Source organism: Pseudomonas sp. ATCC PTA-122608 (assembly GCF_001952855.1).
Lineage (GTDB): Bacteria > Pseudomonadota > Gammaproteobacteria > Pseudomonadales > Pseudomonadaceae > Aquipseudomonas.
The window spans coordinates 433,936-449,789 of sequence record NZ_LPNO01000035.1 but is presented as its reverse complement, the minus strand read 5'-3'; the positions used below and the strand labels follow the sequence as shown (position 1 = coordinate 449,789).

Below are 15,854 nucleotides of genomic sequence, written 5' to 3'. Positions count from 1 at the left end.
TAATAATCGTCAGGTTTAAACAACTGGCCTTACCGACAAGCCGCGACCAATACCGTAATAGTCGAAACCATTGGCTTTCATACGCTGCGGATCAAATATATTGCGGCCATCAAAGATTACTGGCGTGCTCAGTTTTTCTTTAATCAATTCCAGGTCCGGGGCTTTGAACTCGCGCCACTCCGTCACAATCACCAACGCATCGGCACCTTGCAGCGCGGCCTCCTTGGTCCCCATGAGCAGCAGGTCTTCGTTCATGCCGTAAATGCGCTGGGTCTCGGCCATTGCTTCCGGGTCGAAGGCTTGAACCCTGGCGCCCACGCTGCGCAATTGTTCGATCAGCACGCGGCTGGAGGCTTCGCGCATGTCGTCGGTATTGGGTTTGAAGGCCAGGCCCCAGATCGCAAAGGTCTTGCCCTCCAGTTGGCCGCCGAAGTGATGGTGGATATGCCCGAACAGGTGCTGCTTCTGGCGCTTGTTGACCTCCTCGACGGCCGACAGAAGCGTTGCCTGATAGCCGATCGACGACGCAGTACGCTCCAGGGCCTGTACGTCTTTCGGGAAGCACGAGCCGCCATAACCGCAGCCGGGGTAGATAAAGTCGTAGCCAATCCGTGGGTCAGAGCCAATACCTTTACGAACGGCCTCAATGTCTGCGCCCAATCGTTCGGCGAAATTGGCCATTTCATTCATGAAGGAAATCTTGGTGGCCAGCAGGCAGTTGGCCGCGTACTTGGTCAGCTCGGCACTGCGGATGTCCATCGTGATGATTTTTTCGTGGTTGCGGTTGAAGGGTTCATACAGTTCCCGCATGCGGTCCACTGCGTAGCTGCTGTCACTGCCGATGATGATTCGGTCGGGGCGAGTACAGTCGGCGACTGCCGAACCTTCCTTCAGGAACTCCGGGTTCGAGATGACGTGAAATTCCACCTCAAGCCCCCGAGACGCCAACACCTCGGACACCTTCGCCCGGACTTTATCCGCCGTCCCTACCGGTACCGTGGACTTGTTCACGATAATCTTCGGCTCGGTCATGTTGAGCGCGATGGTCGCGGCAACGGAGAGCACGTACTTGATGTCGGCGCTGCCATCGTCATCCGGCGGCGTGCCCACGGCGATGAATTGCACCTCACCGTGCCGCACGCCTTGCGCGGCGTCGGTGGTGAAATGCAAGCGGCCGGCATCATGGTTCTTCTGCACCAGGGCACTCAGCCCGGGCTCATAGATCGGAATAATCCCGCTCTTGAGGTTCTCGACTTTAGTGGCGTCAATGTCGACACAGCAGACTTCATGCCCCGCATCAGCCAGCACCGCCGCTTGCACCAGGCCCACATAGCCGATTCCAAATACAGTTACGTTCATTTCAATAGTCCTTTAAACAAGCTCGAGGCGGCCATAGCGGTCTTCAAAGCGGATGATGTCGTCTTCGCCCAGGTAGGAGCCGGACTGGACTTCAATCAGCTCCAGCGGGATGCGTCCCGGGTTTTCCAGGGAGTGCACGACGCCAATGGGGATGTAGGTGGATTGGTTCTCGGTGAGCAGCACCTGCTTGTCGGCGATTTGCACATTCGCCGTGCCGGACACCACGATCCAGTGCTCGGCCCGATGGTGGTGGAGCTGCACCGACAGCTTGTGCCCCGGCTTGACCGTGATCCGCTTCACCTGGTAGCGATAACCCTGGTCCACCGAGTCATATTTGCCCCACGGCCGATAGACTTCGCGGTGACTGGCGCTTTCGATCCGGTGGTTCTTTGTGAGCTGGGTGACGATTTTCTTGACGTCTTGCGCATGGTCCTTGGTGGTCACCAGGATCGCATCGGCGGTCTCGACCACCACCACATCATTGATCCCGGCAACGGTGACCAGGCGGTGGCTGGCGTGCACATAACTGTTGGTCACGTCTTGCAGCAGCACGTCGCCCTGGGTGCAGTTCTGGTTCTGGTCCTTGAGGCCCGCTTCCCACACGGAATCCCAGGCACCCAGGTCGCTCCATGGGGAGTTGAGGATGACCACCGACGCGATGTCGGTTTTTTCCATCACCGCGTAGTCAATCGACACGTTGGGCGCGTTCACGAAATCCACCTGGTTGAGCCGGGTGAAATCCTGGTCGTAGGCCGCATTGGAGAGGGACAGCTCTGCGGCTACCATGATCTCCGGGCTCAAGCGCTCGAGCTCAGCCTTCATCACGGAAGCGCGGAACATGAACATGCCGCTGTTCCAGAAGTAGTTGCCTTGGGCCAGGTAGCTTTGTGCGGTCTCAAGGTCGGGCTTTTCGACAAAGGCCTCGACATGTGCGGCGCCGTCGAGCGCAGCGGTTTGAGTACGGATGTAGCCGTAGCCGGTCTCGGGTTTGGTGGGTACCACTCCGAAGGTGACGATCTTGCCCTTGTTGACCTCCACCGTGGCCAGCGTCAAGGCTGCATTAAAGGCACTGGTATCGCCGATCACATGGTCTGCCGCCAACACCAGCAGGATCGGGTCATCGCCGTCTTGCAGGGCTGACAGTGTCGCGGCGGCGATCGCCGGGGCGGTATTCCGGGCGGTGGGTTCCAGGAGGATTTTCTGCGGTATCAAGTCCAGCGATCGACTTTGCTCGGCCACGATGAAACGGTGTTCTTCGTTGCACACAATGATCGGAGGGCTGACGTTCTCGCCCTCTATCGACAGGTTCTTAATGCGGTCCAACGTGGCTTGAAACAAACTCAAGTCACCGTGCAGCGCTATAAACTGCTTTGGCTTAAGCGCTCTAGAAAGCGGCCACAGGCGCGTGCCTGAGCCGCCAGACAATATCACTGGGATCATAGCGATTACTCGATGATTAAACGTAATTGGAGCGTGTCGACCAACAGCCGAAACTTAGGACGTGAATGACTTCACATAACTAATCAAGCGGTTTCTTTCGGTAAAGTCCAATGGACTTTCCGAACTGCTGTAGTTAAGTGCCGAATCAATCGCCGAAAAGAAGCCGTCTTTATCGTGGGCAATAAACACCGACGGAAGGTCTGAAAAGTTCTCGGCGGTGTCGAACTGATGATTATTGATATGTTCACCTCGCCGACTGTCGCGCGGGACGATAACGATGGGTTTTCCCAGTTCAAGGGAACGAATGATATTGCCCATGCCCGCATGGGAAACGATCACTTTCGACGCATTGAAGTTCTTGGAAAACAGCGGCTCGGCGATGGTCTTGTACGCCGTGATACGGCCCAGGTCATTTTCGTTATTGCCCACTTGGGCCACAATCGGAACCTGCGGGTTTGCATGACTCCACTCATGCAAGTAGCCGAGCATTCTTTCAAAGGGTGCTTGAGTGCCAACGCTGCAAAATATCATTTATACAATCCTCCCTTTATATTGGGCACGGCTGTTTTGCGAAAGCGAGGGCCACTGGGTCAGCAACTCATCGACAAAATAGACAGCGATGCGGCCGGACAACGAGAGTTTCTTGGGATTGGCGATGCTGTCGATCCACAGGGTCTTTTTCCCCATGAGTTTTCCCGCCACCAATCCCAGCAACCCTGGTGCGGCGCCGGTGGAGATCACGTACTTGGCCTTGCTGCGGTAGACGATCGCAAAGATCTGGCAAAAACCCTTGATGATCTTCATCGGCTCACTGCGATTAAAGTCAGGGACTTGCGCAAAAGCATGGGCTGGATACTGCGAGCCAATGCTGATATCCACGGTGGCGATGGTAACTTTCTGACCGTCGAAGGCCGGCAGCAACTTGCTCATTTGCACCCAGTGCCCACCTCCAGAACAAATCAATAAAACATCACTTGATTGACTCATGACGGTTCCCTTCCTGTCAGGTGTAATAGACATCATTAAATAGTGGCGGCAGTTCTTAACAGTTGTGCCTGGCCTTTCCAGCGGGTAATTCGCTTGGCTTTGAGCAAGGCTGATTTCTCTTTATAGATTTCTTGATTGGCGATGAGCTGCGCGACGCCGGCCTTTATGGACAGCGGGTTCATGGTGTCCACGAACACTGCTGCTTCGGAAAACAGCGAGCGCAGTACCGTGGTATTCGAGAGCGCCATCGGCCTGCCGGCGCTGACCGCTTCGTTGGCCACGCTCAACTGCACGTTGTCGCGGGTGGTCAGGCCGAGCACCACATTCGCGTTGCACAGCAGCTGTTCGAACGTCGCTTTGCTGAGGAAGCCGGTCAGCTTGATGTTCGCGGGAAGTGACGCCACGAGCTCTTCGGACAACTTGCCCTGGTGCTTGCCGGTGATCAGAAAGTCGACATCCGGCATTTCCCGGGCCGCGTTGATCACGATTTCTATCGGCTCATCGATATCAAAGGAACACGGAAACAGCACATAGGGCGTCTCGCGCTCAGTGGCGGCCGCCGCCGAAAAATCACACGGCAAGTCTTCCAGGATAAAAATATTGGTTTCCTTGACGCCAAGGATTGCCAACTCTTCTTTGACCTTAAAGTTATGCACGACCACCGCATCGATTCTGTTCAACAGGGATACAGTGCCCGGAAAGCCTATCCACTGTTTGCGCAACAAGCTGTTGTGGGCATCGGCAATAATCTTCAGGCGCCGGTTAAATATAAATTTGTAGGCCAGTGCTATATGCAATACCGGACTCGGCGGCAACTGCACCCACAGCACTTCCGGCGAACCGGCCAACAGCGTTTTGATGGTTTTGAACGACTTGATCAAGTAGTCCAGTGGCCGTGCCGACTTCTTCTTGAACCGGTTGGGCAGATGCAGAATGTCATACGCCCAATATTGCTTCATGGTATCGGCGCGTCGTTGATAGCCAATCCATGCGATCATTAATGATTTCACGTCAGAGTCCTGCATAAATAGAAGGGGCAAGTGAAGGGCTTACACTGCAAACCAAATCGGAAAGTCGGCGCGGTACAGAATATTTTTATTCCTGTAGCGAAGATGTTTGGCCGGGTTGCCGCCCACAATCGAGTACGCTTCAACGTTGCGCGTGACCACACTGCCTGGATAAACCACGGCGCCTTTTCCGATGGTGACGCCTGGCATCACCATCACATTGGGAAAGATCCATGCGTTGTCTTCGATCACTACGGGTTTGCCCACCAGGCAACTCATCGGGTCATCGATATCGTGACCCAAGGTATAAATCCGGGCGTTGTGGGAAATATTGACGTTATCCCCAATCTGGATACCCGCCCTGTTGTCCAGGTAGCAGTCGTAATTGACCGTGCAGTTTTTCCCGATGGAGAAGTTGCCGAAGGTGAAAAAAACCACCTTGCGGTGAACCGTGGTTTTTGCGCCCACCCGGCAGCCGGTCAGCCTGAGCAGTGAACGCCTCAGATTGAAAAACAACGCCAGGCTGAGCAGCGAATTAAACAGCGCAACAGCGGCCTTCTTGATATTCAGTTTCAGGTTTTTCACTTAGTCACCCTGCCCTGATGGATCAGTCACGCGCTGGGAACTCATCACAAAATTCCTGAAGCGGATATTGGTGCTGACCGGCGTGGCGAAAGACGGGTTATTCCCACCAAAGAACGTAGAAAACAGCAGGCCATCAATGGTGATGTCCGGCGTGTCTCTGAACGTCAGTCCGGTTTCGGAGTGCACCAGTTTTTTGTCGTACCAGATCGAAATCACGCCGTCGGCCTGCCCTGGCGTATTCAACTTCACCAGTTGCTCCAACCTGTGCCATTGGCCGACGGTAAATATCCAGGAGCCCAGGCCTACTGCCGTGCCCCATGTTTTGCTGGTGGGCAAATAGGCATAGATCGCACCGGTGCCCTTCTCTTTCCAGATGTAGCGCGTGGAAAAGCCATCGTGGCCGTTGGGTATTTTTCCGCCGGTATTGCCGGTGCCACCGTAGAGACCCGGGAGCTTGCCGCCTTTTACAAAATTGAAGTTCTCGTCGAACTTTAACTCGTACGTCAGTACCAGGCATTCCCTGCCCGGTTGCGGAAGCGCGGATTTGAATTCGATTCCGCCATAGGGCAAACCCAAGCGCACCATCGAGCCCGGGTCGTACGAGCCGGCGGGAAAATGCACGGCGATGTCCTTGATTTTCTGGCTGTAGGTTTTGTTGGTTAAATTGGCGCGGCCCTTGATGCTGTTCTGCGCCTGAGCACCGTCGAGCACCTGCGACACATCAGGAAGTGACGGATAGATGTTTTTGATGCGTTGCTCGCAGCGGTCGCTTACCTCTGTTGCGCCGCTCGCGGCCACCTGCACAGAGAACGCCAAAGTGAGTAGCGTCAAGGCTGTCTTTTTCACGTCGGTTGCCCCCTCCACTTTATTTTCCATCGACCCATTTCAAAAAATCGTCGACCGCTTTTTGCGCAATGGAAGATCGCTGGGAAATTTCTTGCTTGAGGTGCTCGGCCATTTGCGCTTTCGATTGGCGGAATTCGCTGATGGTGCTCATGATCACGTCGGGGTCCGGGACGCTGACCAGCTTCGTGCCGTGCGGCAGCATTTCATGGACTTTTTTCAGCTTGTTTTCGATCTCAACGGCGATGGTCGGGAAACCCAGGGAAGCCGGCAGGAGTACGCCGTGGGCCCGCGCACTGATGATCACGTCGGACTCAACGATCAGTTTCGCCATGAAGGTTTCAGGCGTATCGCCGGCGGCGTCCCAGCACAACCACTCGAAGGTGTCGTACTTGTCGATCAGGTGCTGGTCACGCTCTTTGTAGAGCGAGACCAGGCGCACCTGCTCGCCACGTTTGGCCAACTCATCAGCGGCCTTGACCATCGCCTTGATGAACTGTTGCCCGTTCGCGTCGTGGGGCCAGTCGCGCAGGATAAAGGACAGGTATTTGCCCTTCTTGAGGCTGCCGATTTCCAGGTCTTTGCTGGAGATCCACAGATCGGAAAGCAGGCTGGGGTCGGTGTACACCTCCACGTCTTTCTTTCCAAAGGTATTGCAATGCTGCTGGCTGGTACCGTCCCGCACGGAAATGTAGTCACAGCGATTGATCACGCTGACGGCACGGGTCAACAGCTTGCCGCCGCCATCAAACGGGCCCAGGCCGATACAGAACGCCGCCAGACGCTGATGGAAATAGATTCTGTCGACGCCGCCCCGCAGCCCGACATACAGGCGTAACAGCGTGGACTTCAGGTCGGTTTGAGCCTTGATGCTCTTATAGGCCTTCGCCAGTCGACCGGTGGTGGCGGTGACTTCTTTGGCCGGCGGGATGAACGAGAAGAACTGGCCGCCGCCGCCCAACACCACGAGGTCAGCCTTGACCGGTTCCTTGATATGCAGCCACTTGATGCGCGGGTTGAAGTTCCTGGCGATCTCCGGATGGTCAACGCCCACCGCAATATCCGACTCTTTAAAGCGCTTTTTCAGAATATTGATCACGCATAGCATTAATACGTCATCACCCAAGTTACCCGGACCGTATGCACCCCGGATATAAACTTTACTGACATTCATGCTGGGCTTCCATTTTCCACGGGGTCATTAAACACGGTATTCAAGGCAAACGTCGTTGCAAGAATGTAGATAAATATCGTCGCCATAATCATCAATCGATACAGCACACTTTCAACGTAGGCGCTGGCTATGAAACTGATAAAAGGCAATGTCCACAGGATCAGGATCCTGGGAGAAATAAGCAGTTCCAAAGGCAGTATTTTCTTATAAACAAAATAAGGCAGGCCCAGCAGGAAGTGGATGAACTGCGAACCGATGAATGCCTTGGCAATCCCGATTGCGCCCTGCTCCCTGAGCCATAACGCGCCGGCGATAAACAGCAGGCCCCATAGAATGTTACTCATGACGCTGAACCAAGCCAGGTTCATCACGATCATCTTTCTTGATATGCCCGACTTGAATGCACTGAGCAAAGATCCGAGGATTACCAGCACCAACGTGACTTCAAAATCCCGCCCGAGGAAACTGCTCCCGTAGAGTTTGGCCAGCAACTCGGGAAACATGATCACCGGCTGTATGATCACCAGCACCACTAACCAGCCTGACAGAAAGTTCAAGGCGTCCAGCTTGCGGTTTTTACCGCCCAGCGCTGCAGCCAGCATCGGAACCAGTACGGAGCCTAATACTACAGAGACATGTGAAAAGATCGCGTTCCATTGCATGGCGGCGGCGTACATGCCCAACGCCGCAAGGCCGTTAGTTGTTTCTGCCAACAACTTGTTGGCGAACCAGTTCATTGGGGCGACCATCAAGCCCGTCAGCAATACCGGCAGGCCCACCGACAGCACGGCATGCTTTTCAGTCATCGCACCTGTGAAGCTCAGCGTGGTGTTCCGGGCCTTGAGTATTTTCCAGCAGGCCAGTGCGCTGAAGAACACGATCAGCAATTGGGAACCGGCCAACCCCAGCAGCGCGCCGTTGAGTCTGAACTTGACCGTGAGGAAGTACGTCGCCGGGATCGCGACAATCGCGATGATTCCATTGATCGTCGCAATCAAGCGGTATTGCCCCCAACCGGTCAGGCAGCCTTGGGTCCACCCCGACAGAATAATGAACGTGATGGTGCCCAATACAATCAGCGACGCCGCGCTCAGGCTGTCTGCGCCCAAAATAACGCTGGAGAAGAAGTGCGGGAAAAACAGCGCTGTCCCGATGATCATCGCGCTGAAAAACACCGAAAATATCAGCGTCAGGGCGATACCCCGGCCGGTTTTCTCGGGGCTGCTTTCTTTGAACTGCCCGATATGCTTGGCCGTTGCCGTGGTGGTTGCTTGGGCGGCAACGTTGGCCAGCATCACAATCGCACTTTGGATCAGGCCGTATTCACCAAAGGATTGGGCGCCCAGTACCCGGGCCACCAATATGCCGGTAATGACCACCGACACCTTGGTAGCGACGGCGGATATAAAGCTCCAGGCCGTACTGGAGACGAATTTTTTCAATACGGTGCTGTTCATCCGGCATTCACCTGTAAGGGCGTGGTTATCCGCGGCAGGCTTGGCTTGAGCAGCTTTTTGCGTTGCCTGGCCGTGTGTTCCGCACAGACGCGCAGGACGATGGCGCCATAAGCGATCCCGATGGCGTAAGGCTGATAAGGCGTGGCCGACACAACGAACATCACGCCCAAAAACACAGCGATCGAGACCGCCACCCGGCTGTTCATGTGCTGGGTAATCGAGGTAATGAACACGTACAACAAGTACAAGCCGATCAGCCCGTACTTCACGAAGTACGTTAAGTAGGCACTGTCGATATTCGAGTTCTTGTCATCGAGGCCACGGTATTCAAACCAGGGAATTTCGAACGGCGTTCCCGCGCCCAATCCGACAAAGTAATGCAGCGGGTTCATGCCCCGGATCAGTTCCAGCGCGGGGCTGAAACGAGTGCCCAGTTGAGCGGCCATGCCTTCAGAAGACAAACCGTCATTGATTCGATCAGCACCGATCATGTTGCTGACGCCGATAAACGCCATCAGCACAACCGCCCCGGCCAGGGCGACCCCGATCATGCGGGCCGGCTTTATATATTGGTGAATGATGATCGCCGCAAACACCGCAACAAAGATGAACCGCGAGTTGGCGATAAACAGACAGATGAAAGAGGTCGCCAGACAAATTCTTGCGAGCTTTTTTCTCTGTTCAAACAGCCGTGGGTCTATGAAGTAATAAATCAGATAAGCCACGGCGGCGTACGTACCGCCATCCAGGTACCGGTAGGCGTTCTCTTCATAGTAGACGTCTTGAAACTTGTACAAGCCCAACCGCAACCAAGCGATATCCAGCACGTTGAATGCAGTCATCGCAATCAATAGCAAAAGCACGGTTTGCAGCTTCAGGGTTTTCGCGGCAAGGGTCGCGATGTTTGAGAGCACGATAAACGACAGAATCATTATAAAAGGTCGAACATCCTTCAACAGGTACTTGTTCGAAGACTCCAGCAAGCCGCACGCCAGTAACACCACATAGAGTCCACAGCCAAACAGCAGGCCGCCTGGAACTGTCAGTTGTTTCTTCTGAGAAACCACCTGCCTGACCAGCAGTGCACCCAGCCCACCGACGATGTAAAAGTCAAAAAAGTAGATGCCTTTGAGCGAGATTATTTCGCTGTAGGAGTTACCCGTGGGAATAACAGCCAGCATTATCCCAAACACTACAATTGAGTATTTTGGATTTTTCGCCGCGAGCAAACCCGCTGACAGCGCGATAAGGGATAACAGGTAAAACATGGCTGGGTATTCTTTATGCTGATTTGAATTTGGCACGCTACCGCCCCAGGATTTTTCGTTCATTTCCTGAGAACGTGACCTCTATCCTGCAATGACAGTGGTGAATCAGCTCCGATCAGCCTGGTACTCGTACTGGTAATACCCGTAGTTGCCGTAGCCATATTTGGCCGAGGCCTTCTTTTCAACGCCGTTGAAGATCGCGCCTCTGAGCACGATGCCGTTCTGGGCAAACCGGCGAATGGTGTGTTCGATTTCTTTTGCCGGGTTCAAGCCATAACGCGTAACGATCAGGTTGGTCCCCGACTGCCGTCCCACAATCGCCGCGTCAGTCACGGCCAATAGCGGTGGCGTATCCAGAATCACCAGGTCATAGCGTTCGCTGACTTGCGACAACAGTTCGGTCAGGTTGCGATGCATCAGCAACTCCGAAGGATTGGGCGGTATCTGCCCGCGGCTGATGATGTCGAGGTTTTCAATGCCGGTTTTGTGGATCGCGGTTTCAAGGGTGCATTGGTTGGAGAGGATGTCGGAAAGCCCATCCTTGGCCGGCACACCCAGCACTTTGTGCAGGTAGCCACGGCGCATATCCACATCAATCAACAAGACGCGCTGCCCGGTTTGCGCGATGACCGCCGCCAGGTTGACCGAGACGAAGGTCTTGCCCACCTCGGGGCTGGGGCCGGAGATCATGATGCGGTTATTGGGTGCCTCGAGCATCGCGAAGTGCAGGCTGGTGCGCAAACTGCGCAAGGCCTCCACCGCCAGGTCCGTAGGGTGACTGATGGCCAGCAATGACGACTTGGCATCGGTACGTCCACGGCCGCGGGTGATTTTGTCTTCTTCACCTTTTTGCAACGGGCTGTACGGAATCGACGCATACACCGGCAACCCGAGTTGTTCGATAGCCTCCGGGCTTTCCAGGCCACGATTCAGCGCCTTGCGCAGCAGCACCAGCGTCACCGCCAGGAAGCCGCCGAGCAGGGTCGCGATCAGTACGATCAGGATCTTTTTCGGCTTGATCGGCTTGAAGTAATTGACGTCTGCGGTGTCGATCAGGCGCACGTTACCCACGGTCCCCGCGCGCATCACATCCAGTTCCTGGGACTTGTTCAGCAGTTGGGTATAGATGGCCGTACCGACCTCGACATCCCGGGTCAGACTCAACAGCTCCTGCTGGGTCGAGGGCAGGCTTTCTACCCGGCTCGCCAGGCTTTGCTGCTTGCTGGTCAACTCGCCAATCTGCGTCAGCAATGCGCGATACGCGGGATGCTGACGGGTGAACTTGCGGTCCATCTCGGCCTGCTGCAACTTCAGCTCGGAGATGCTGGTATCGAGCCCCACGATCTGGTCGAGAATCGCCTTGGTTTCAAGGGTGATGTCCACCGACTTGCTGCGGGTCTGGTACTCGTTCAAGGCCTTGCCGGCTTTTTCCAGGTCCTTCTTGACCTCCGGCAGTTGCTCCTTGAGGAACGCCAGGCTTTGCGCCGCCTCAGCCGAGGTGCGCTCCACGTTTTGCCGCACGTAAATGGCCGCGATCTGATTGAGGATCTTGATCGCCTGGTCCGGGTCGGTGCTTTCCAGCGCCAGGCCGATCATGCCCGACTCTTTCCCCCGCTCGACCACGTCCAGGTTCTCCTGGTAGTCGAGGATGTTGGTCAGGCGTGCATTGCGGATCACCCGGAAACGCGTGCCGGGTTTGGCACGCAGTTCTGCAATCTGGAACGCGACGCCATTTTGCTCGATCAGTTGCCCTGCCTCGCCGGCCGCCAGCACTTGGTCATCTTCATCCACCAAGGTGAAATGCGCGTTTTCACCCACGGTCAGGGTCAGCTTCTTGCCCAGTTGCCCGTCGGGCAGGTCCAGCTTGAAAATCTTCAGCGACTCGCCGCCCCAGGCGAAACTGTCCAGGCCCAGCAAGGGCTCGGCGATTGCATCGGGGTTAGTCTTCTGGAAGCGGCGCGCGAGGAACTCACCGACCACCGGGAAGTACATCGGCTGTACGACGATATCGAGTTTCAGGTTGTCGACGGTTTTGCCAATCACATACCGCGACTGGATCAATTCGATCTCGGTGGCCGAAGGCGACTCCTTGCCGAGCATGCCGCCGATGTCCGAGAAGCCCAGCAAGTCGTTCTTTTTCGCTTCGACCTGCAACAGGGCATTCGCCTGAAAGACCGGAGTCGCCAACACCGCATACGCGGCGCCCGTGAGCATAAAGGCGCCGGTAACTGCGGCGATCAACCATTTGTGGTCGATCAGTGTTCCAAACAGACCGAGGAGATCAATCTCCTCGTTATCGTCTTCCCGTACGGTGACTGCTGGCGCTTGCTGCATAAGTCGGATTCTTAGCCTTTATTTCGATTCAAAAAGTCATGGCGATCAGCGTGCGAGACGCTGCGCCCATGCGTTTACGGCTTCTTCGATCAACGCATAAGCGTGCACAAAAGCAGCTTTCCCTTGCCGGTAGGGGTCGCTGATCTCTCGCTCGTTTTGCCATTTCCCCAGCAGCAAGACCTTGCCTCGTGCCTCGGGCGCCATGCTGAGTACGGCGCTGATGTGCTGTCGCTCCATCACCAGGATCAGGTCGGCTTCACTGATCGCCTGCGGCTCCAGCTGGACGGCCTGGTGCTCAATAGCTGGATGACCATGGGCCTCGAGTACCGCACGCGCGGTGGTTTCAATCGGCTTGCCGACCAACGCGGCGATGCCCGCCGAGCTGACCTTGATATCGCAGCGACTCAGTGCGCCACGCAACAGGCTTTCCGCGGTGGGACTGCGGCAAATATTGCCGATACAGACAATCAACACTCTTTTAAACAAGACACTATTCCCCGGGCCATCCATTACCCCACGAAGCCATAACATCAACTTCGCAACTTCGCGGCAGTATTTATTACCATGGAACCCCCACTTCACCCAAAACTATCTCCGGACGAAAAATAACAACACCCCCACCAACCCGACGATTTATAACATTCATGACTTTGCAGTACGCACCGGCTTTAAATTACATGACCGCTGAGTATCGTTTTATATAAACAGAGGAAGTTCCATGAGCGCAAACGCCAACAAAGCCTGGTACCTGGTCCAGTGCAAATCCCGGCAGGACGAGCGCGCCGAGGAACATCTTCAGCGTCAGGGCTACACCTGTTTTCGATCTACCTATAAACGCGAACGGCTGTTGAAGGGCCAGCGCAGGACCACTCGCGAATCGGTGTTTCCCGGTTATCTGTTTATTCAAATGAGCCTGCAGGACAGCTGGAGCTCCCTGCGCTCGACCCGCGGGGTGTCGCGGGTCGTCGCATTCGGCGCCCATCCGCTGCCCATCAGCGACGCACTGGTGGGCGAGCTGCAGGAGCGAGACCATCACGGCGTTGTGGCACCCCTGCTGAAGCCCGGCGAAAGCGTGCGCATCAACGAAGGGCCGTTTGCCGAACTTGAGGCCGTCTTCCTGGCCATGGATGGAGAAGAACGCGTGGTATTGCTGATGAACTTCCTGCAACGGGAACAGCGAATAAACTTGCCGTTAGCGGAAATCAGCCGAGTCGAGTTGACTTGCTGAAACCCACTTATTCAGACGAAAAATAACATCCAACTTATTAGCAGACTAAAAATAACATCCCCTTACTTTTTCACCTCTTCAGAATAAAGTAATACCTGAATAAACAGCGAGGGACGGCCATGAAAAGTTCAAAGCTATTGGTAGAGCGTATCGGCCTGTTTCCTTCTTCGGGAAACATCCACGTCAAGGTTAATAGTTCAACCACCGTTGTAGAACGCATGCAGGTGTTATACGCCAGCAATTCACTGGACAGCGACGAATCCTGTAGCGGGCTTTCAATGGTCTTTGCCGACTGGCGCTTCAAATTGCAGGTGAGCAATCCCCTGTCCATTTGCCTGTGTGTGGAGAGTCGCGGCGACAGCCACCTGATGCAAATGAAGACGGCCGAGTTACTCGCCAACATCTCCTGCACCGAGGAGCGGCCATGAGCATTTATGAGGACCTGAAACGTGCCTACGCCTTGAAAAGGCTGACGGACGCGTTTGAAGGATTTGTGGGCCTGGCGCCCAACGAACAGCTGCCGGCGGAGCAATATGCGCGCAACACCCAGGTGCTGTCCCACTGGCTGGATCGCTTGCGAGACAACTCACCGCAAGCCATCACCGATACGTTGTTCAAGCAAATGAAGCGCGCTCAGCGCCGTGGCGATGCACGGCGCTTCAATTGCCAGACGGTACTGCTGGAGCTGCTGGTGGAGAGTAACCTGGCCCTGGACCTGGCCACTTACTCGGCGTTCATCGGCATGGAAGAGGCGCGCCAGGAAGGCTCCTGATGGGCCTCATCAGCCCCTGAAACCGCCACGGCGACATGGTTGAGCAGTTTCTCGGCGTTGTACTTGGGCGCCATCGCACTTAACAGCAGAATTACCATTCCCCCACCGATCAGGGATGGGGAAACCCGCACCTCAACCACTTCCAGTCGCCATAGAAAAGCGATCGCCGCCATTCCACCCAAGAAGCCACCGGCCAGCGCTTCGTTAAGCGGGTGAATATAGGGCGCGACGCAATAAGCGCTGAACCACGCGGTGATCAACAGCCCGCAGATAGCCGCGGGCCAGCGCCAATCGGGGTTGATGCGGCGGGCTACCAGGCTTATCGCCACAGGGACCATCAACGAGGTATTCATGGCGTGACCGCTGAGCACGGCGATATCAAGGTGTTGGAGCGAAACGCCCCAGCCCTTGAACAACAACTTGCTGAACGCCACGATGGAATAGGTGCAGGCGATTGTCATCAGCCACCACTTGACCGCCTGGGGCCGGGAGTACCAGAGCCAGACGGCGATCACCACTGCGGCTGGAATCATGACGGTGATACCGCCATATTGCGCCAGTTCTTCCCGTATCAAGTGCTGTTCCTTACGTGCGATTTTTGCTGGTCCCAATGAGACCTTAGACTTGGGTAAAACACAACGACTTCGGGGCTCGGTGGCCCATTTGGATGTGGACCGAGTACATATCCGTTATTTAGGTAACGGCTGCTTATGGTTCCGCTCTTACAGCGGGTCACTTTTGGCAAACGCCCCAAAAGTAACCAAAAAGTCTTTGCCCCACCACTCGGTGCCTCGCCTAGGCTCGGCATGCCCGCACTCCGGCCCGGTTCCGCGGGCCGCCGCGACGGGCCATCCATGGCCCGGCGCGGCTAAATCGGCTTCCCTGCCGATTTACCCGCTCCACCGTGCCTACTTGCGGCCATCGTGGTTGACGGGGCCCGCAGATCAAAATCAAAAGCAAGAGCACAGCGGCCTACCGGCCGGCTTGAGTGTTAGAAGCAGAGGCAAGATCCAGAGCGAAAGCAGAGCTGCTTTTCTGTAGGAGCGAGCTTGCTCGCGAAAAACCTAAGACCGCCGCGTTGAATCAGGATGCCCGCGTCATCGTTAACCACCTTCGCGAGCAAGCCCGCTCCCACATTTGGACCGTGCCCGCTTTAGCTTCTGATCTTGCTGTTGCTTCTGCTGTTGCTTCACCACACTCAAGCCGGCCTGTAGGCCGCTGTGCTCTTGATCTGCTTTTGATCTTGATCTTAGGCGCCCCGTTAAACCACGCTGGCCGAACGCAGGCTTTGGAGCGTGGGTAACCCGGCAGGACGCCGGGTTAGCCGCGCTGGGCCATGGATGGCCCATCGCGGCGGCCCACGCTCCAAAGCCGGAGTGAGGGCACACCGAGCCCAAGCG

At 55.7% G+C, this 15,854-nt stretch carries 16 protein-coding genes; 3 read left to right on the top strand and 13 right to left on the bottom strand.

Annotated elements, in window-relative coordinates; translation table 11 throughout:
* Window positions 1-15: 15 nt before the first annotated feature.
* The 12 genes from AU074_RS25270 to AU074_RS25215 form a co-directional block, all read right to left on the bottom strand.
* On the bottom strand, window positions 16-1,359 hold the full coding sequence (locus tag AU074_RS25270; RefSeq protein WP_076017029.1) for a UDP-glucose/GDP-mannose dehydrogenase family protein: 1,344 nt from the start codon (window positions 1,357-1,359) through the stop codon (window positions 16-18).
* A 12-nt stretch (window positions 1,360-1,371) separates the two neighbouring features.
* Complete coding sequence (locus AU074_RS25265) at window positions 1,372-2,799, bottom strand: mannose-1-phosphate guanylyltransferase/mannose-6-phosphate isomerase (protein ID WP_076017028.1); 1,428 nt, start codon at window positions 2,797-2,799, stop codon at window positions 1,372-1,374.
* Window positions 2,800-2,853: 54 nt separating this feature from the next.
* A complete protein-coding gene (locus AU074_RS25260) occupies window positions 2,854-3,330 on the bottom strand; it encodes a glycosyltransferase (RefSeq protein ID WP_076017027.1) in 477 nt (158 codons plus the stop codon).
* A complete protein-coding gene (locus tag AU074_RS25255; protein WP_076017026.1) occupies window positions 3,331-3,729 on the bottom strand; it encodes a polysaccharide biosynthesis protein in 399 nt (132 codons plus the stop codon).
* Window positions 3,730-3,821: 92 nt separating this feature from the next.
* Complete coding sequence (locus AU074_RS25250) at window positions 3,822-4,784, bottom strand: glycosyltransferase family 1 protein (RefSeq protein WP_083676723.1); 963 nt, start codon at window positions 4,782-4,784, stop codon at window positions 3,822-3,824.
* Between the two features lie 51 nt (window positions 4,785-4,835).
* Window positions 4,836-5,378 carry a DapH/DapD/GlmU-related protein gene (locus AU074_RS25245; RefSeq protein ID WP_076017024.1) on the bottom strand — a complete coding sequence of 181 codons (543 nt, stop codon included), beginning with the start codon at window positions 5,376-5,378 and terminating at the stop codon, window positions 4,836-4,838.
* Window positions 5,379-6,254, bottom strand: a complete 876-nt coding sequence (locus AU074_RS25240) for a polysaccharide lyase (RefSeq protein ID WP_256576963.1) — start codon at window positions 6,252-6,254, stop codon at window positions 5,379-5,381. It lies immediately after the preceding gene.
* Window positions 6,244-7,395, bottom strand: coding sequence for a polysaccharide pyruvyl transferase family protein (locus AU074_RS25235; RefSeq protein ID WP_076017023.1), 1,152 nt, complete (start codon window positions 7,393-7,395; stop codon window positions 6,244-6,246). Before AU074_RS25235 ends, AU074_RS25240 begins: the two co-directional genes overlap by 11 nt.
* On the bottom strand, window positions 7,392-8,852 hold the full coding sequence (locus AU074_RS25230; protein WP_076017022.1) for an oligosaccharide flippase family protein: 1,461 nt from the start codon (window positions 8,850-8,852) through the stop codon (window positions 7,392-7,394). Before AU074_RS25230 ends, AU074_RS25235 begins: the two co-directional genes overlap by 4 nt.
* Window positions 8,849-10,120: a DUF6369 family protein gene (locus AU074_RS25225; RefSeq protein ID WP_076017021.1), complete on the bottom strand. Its 1,272-nt coding sequence runs from the start codon at window positions 10,118-10,120 to the stop codon at window positions 8,849-8,851. Before AU074_RS25225 ends, AU074_RS25230 begins: the two co-directional genes overlap by 4 nt.
* Before the next feature lie 105 nt (window positions 10,121-10,225).
* Window positions 10,226-12,454, bottom strand: coding sequence for a polysaccharide biosynthesis tyrosine autokinase (locus tag AU074_RS25220; protein WP_076017020.1), 2,229 nt, complete (start codon window positions 12,452-12,454; stop codon window positions 10,226-10,228).
* A 45-nt stretch (window positions 12,455-12,499) separates the two neighbouring features.
* Window positions 12,500-12,940: a low molecular weight protein-tyrosine-phosphatase gene (locus tag AU074_RS25215; protein WP_167663199.1), complete on the bottom strand. Its 441-nt coding sequence runs from the start codon at window positions 12,938-12,940 to the stop codon at window positions 12,500-12,502.
* Between the two features lie 232 nt (window positions 12,941-13,172).
* On the opposite strand from AU074_RS25215, the gene rfaH reads away from it, so the two are divergent.
* The 3 genes from rfaH to AU074_RS25200 all read left to right on the top strand — a co-directional run bounded on the left by rfaH (window position 13,173) and on the right by AU074_RS25200 (window position 14,454).
* Entirely contained in the window at window positions 13,173-13,682 is a 510-nt protein-coding gene (rfaH, locus tag AU074_RS25210; RefSeq protein ID WP_076017019.1) for a transcription/translation regulatory transformer protein RfaH, read from the top strand.
* A gap of 119 nt (window positions 13,683-13,801) precedes the next feature.
* Entirely contained in the window at window positions 13,802-14,110 is a 309-nt protein-coding gene (locus AU074_RS25205) for a phosphomannomutase (protein WP_256576961.1), read from the top strand.
* Window positions 14,107-14,454, top strand: coding sequence for a hypothetical protein (locus AU074_RS25200; RefSeq protein ID WP_076017017.1), 348 nt, complete (start codon window positions 14,107-14,109; stop codon window positions 14,452-14,454). The genes AU074_RS25205 and AU074_RS25200 overlap by 4 nt, the downstream gene beginning before the upstream one ends.
* Here AU074_RS25200 and AU074_RS25195 read toward each other — a convergent pair.
* Window positions 14,406-15,029, bottom strand: coding sequence for a hypothetical protein (locus AU074_RS25195; protein ID WP_076017016.1), 624 nt, complete (start codon window positions 15,027-15,029; stop codon window positions 14,406-14,408). The genes AU074_RS25200 and AU074_RS25195 overlap by 49 nt on opposite strands.
* Window positions 15,030-15,854 lie beyond the last annotated feature (825 nt).

Bases quoted from the DNA above. Each gene is read 5' to 3' on its own strand.
- AU074_RS25270 (WP_076017029.1), bottom strand. From the start codon at position 1,359: ATGAACGTAACTGTATTTGGAATCGGCTATGTGGGCCTGGTGCAAGCG.
- AU074_RS25265 (WP_076017028.1), bottom strand. From the start codon at position 2,799: ATGATCCCAGTGATATTGTCTGGCGGCTCAGGCACGCGCCTGTGGCCG.
- AU074_RS25260 (WP_076017027.1), bottom strand. From the start codon at position 3,330: ATGATATTTTGCAGCGTTGGCACTCAAGCACCCTTTGAAAGAATGCTC.
- AU074_RS25255 (WP_076017026.1), bottom strand. From the start codon at position 3,729: ATGAGCAAGTTGCTGCCGGCCTTCGACGGTCAGAAAGTTACCATCGCC.
- AU074_RS25250 (WP_083676723.1), bottom strand. From the start codon at position 4,784: ATGATCGCATGGATTGGCTATCAACGACGCGCCGATACCATGAAGCAA.
- AU074_RS25240 (WP_256576963.1), bottom strand. From the start codon at position 6,254: ATGGAAAATAAAGTGGAGGGGGCAACCGACGTGAAAAAGACAGCCTTG.
- AU074_RS25235 (WP_076017023.1), bottom strand. From the start codon at position 7,395: ATGAATGTCAGTAAAGTTTATATCCGGGGTGCATACGGTCCGGGTAAC.
- AU074_RS25230 (WP_076017022.1), bottom strand. From the start codon at position 8,852: ATGAACAGCACCGTATTGAAAAAATTCGTCTCCAGTACGGCCTGGAGC.
- AU074_RS25225 (WP_076017021.1), bottom strand. From the start codon at position 10,120: ATGTTTTACCTGTTATCCCTTATCGCGCTGTCAGCGGGTTTGCTCGCG.
- AU074_RS25220 (WP_076017020.1), bottom strand. From the start codon at position 12,454: ATGCAGCAAGCGCCAGCAGTCACCGTACGGGAAGACGATAACGAGGAG.
- rfaH (WP_076017019.1), top strand. From the start codon at position 13,173: ATGAGCGCAAACGCCAACAAAGCCTGGTACCTGGTCCAGTGCAAATCC.
- AU074_RS25205 (WP_256576961.1), top strand. From the start codon at position 13,802: ATGAAAAGTTCAAAGCTATTGGTAGAGCGTATCGGCCTGTTTCCTTCT.
- AU074_RS25200 (WP_076017017.1), top strand. From the start codon at position 14,107: ATGAGCATTTATGAGGACCTGAAACGTGCCTACGCCTTGAAAAGGCTG.